General features: G+C 66.5%; 1 protein-coding gene and 1 pseudogene. Both read right to left on the bottom strand.

Annotated elements, in window-relative coordinates; translation table 11 throughout:
• Nucleotides 1–52: 52 nt before the first annotated feature.
• Nucleotides 53–601 (bottom strand): annotated as a pseudogene (locus ACFTZB_RS45300) (zinc-binding alcohol dehydrogenase family protein); the annotation flags it as partial.
• A gap of 243 nt (nucleotides 602–844) precedes the next feature.
• Nucleotides 845–1,924 carry an ACR3 family arsenite efflux transporter gene (gene arsB / locus ACFTZB_RS45295; protein WP_378442494.1) on the bottom strand — a complete coding sequence of 360 codons (1,080 nt, stop codon included), beginning with the start codon at nucleotides 1,922–1,924 and terminating at the stop codon, nucleotides 845–847.
• Nucleotides 1,925–2,012 lie beyond the last annotated feature (88 nt).

The raw sequence follows: 2,012 nt of genomic DNA, 5'->3' as shown, positions 1-2,012 counted from the left end.
GCAACCATGCATCGACTATACAAAACGCTCCACTAATTCACAGACGGACCACTAGGTTCCGGACGTAGTCCTGATTCGCCGCTCCCGCGGTGCCGACGACCGTCGCGCCGCGGGCGACCGCGAGTTGCACGGCGAGGGCACCGACGCCGCCGGACGCGCCGTGGATCAGGACGGTGTCGCCGGAACCGACCCCGATGGTGTCCAGGGCATCGACTGCGGTGCCGCCCACCAGCAGCAGGCCGGCGGCCTGTTCCCAGCCGAGGCCGGCCGGTTTGGGGGTGATCGAGGAGACGGGAACGACCACCTTCTCCGCGTAGAGACCGGTGCCGGGGCTGACGATCACCTCGTCGCCCACCGCGATCCCGGTGACACCGGGCCCAACGGCCGCGACCACGCCGGCGGCCTCGCCGCCGACCCTGATCGGCAGCTTCTCGGGATCGTCACCGAAGGCGCCGCTGTAGAGCTTGTAGTCGATGGGATTGACGCCGATCGCCTTGACGTCGACGAGCACCTCTCCCGATGCGGGCGGCGGAACCTCCACATCGACCACGGTCAGGGCCTCGGGTGTTCCGTATGATTGCGCGACAACAGATTTGGTCATGTACGGCGAAACGTGCTTCGGGGAGCTGCTATTCCTGTTGTGCGAGATTTACTCTCACGGATCCGAACGGTTGCCCGGCGGGGACAGTGGTGGAACCTATTCCGATGTCGGTGACAGTCGTTCGATGTGTTCGAGCTCTTCGATCAGTGGGTCGGCCATGACTGAGAATACTCCGGGAAATGCAGAACGTCGGCGCACTCCGCCCGACCACGCGACACGATCGAATCGATCCTCGGCCCGATTTCAACCCTCCGTGGCGGTTGTGTGGAACCGGGGGCGCAGCGCGAGGGAGACGTAGACCAGGCCGACGAGGACGGGGACCTCGATCAGCGGTCCGACGACACCGGCCAGCGCCTGCCCGGACGCGGCGCCGTAGGTGGCGATGGCGACGGCGATGGCGAGTTCGAAGTTGTTGCCGGCGGCGGTGAACGCCAGGGTGGTGGTGCGTTCGTAGCCCAGGCCCGTGATGGCGCCGAGGGCGTAGCCGCCGCCCCACATGATCGCGAAGTACGCGAGCAAGGGGATCGCGATGCGGACGACATCGAGCGGCTGGGAGGTGATCTGGTCGCCCTGGAGGGCGAAGAGGATCACGATGGTGAACAGCAGGCCATAGAGCGCCCACGGCCCGATCTTCGGAAGGAACGTGGTTTCGTACCATTCGCGGCCCTTGGCCTTTTCGCCGAAACGGCGGGTGAGGTAGCCGGCGAGCAGGGGGATGCCGAGGAAGATGAGCACCGATTTGGCGATCTGCCACGGTGAGGTGTCGATGGTGGTCTGTTCGAGGCCGAGCCAGCCGGGCAGCACCGAGAGGTAGAACCAGCCGAGCACGGCGAACATGATCACCTGGAACACCGAGTTGATCGCGACGAGGACGGCGGCGGCTTCGCGGTCGCCGCAGGCGAGGTCGTTCCAGATGATGACCATGGCGATGCAGCGGGCCAGGCCGACGATGATCAGGCCGGTGCGGTATTCGGGCAGGTCGGGCAGCAGTAGCCAGGCCAGGGTGAACATCAGGGCCGGGCCGAGGACCCAGTTCAGGAGCAGCGTGCCGAGGAGGAGTGTGCGGTCGCCGGTGACGGTGTCGAGTCGGTCGTAGCGGACCTTCGCCAGCACTGGGTACATCATGACCAGCAGGCCGAGGGCGATCGGCAGGGAGATGCCGTCGATTTCGACGGCGCTCAGGGCGTCGCCGAGGCCGGGGATCATCCGGCCGAGCAACAGGCCGGCGACCATGGCGACGCCGATCCACACCGGCAGGTACCGGTCGAGGGTGGAGAGTGTGCCGACGACGGCCGGGTGCTCGGTGGTCGGGGCCGCGCTCACTGGTGCACCATCCTTGTGTCGGTAGTTTCAGATGGACTGCCGATGCACCCGAGGTGCCGCTGGGTCACTGCCCTGCTCGCTTGACACG

The sequence above is a fragment of the Rhodococcus sp. NPDC057014 genome (assembly GCF_042673295.1).
Lineage (GTDB): Bacteria > Actinomycetota > Actinomycetes > Mycobacteriales > Mycobacteriaceae > Rhodococcus_F.
This window is presented reverse-complemented; position numbering and strand designations above follow the sequence as displayed.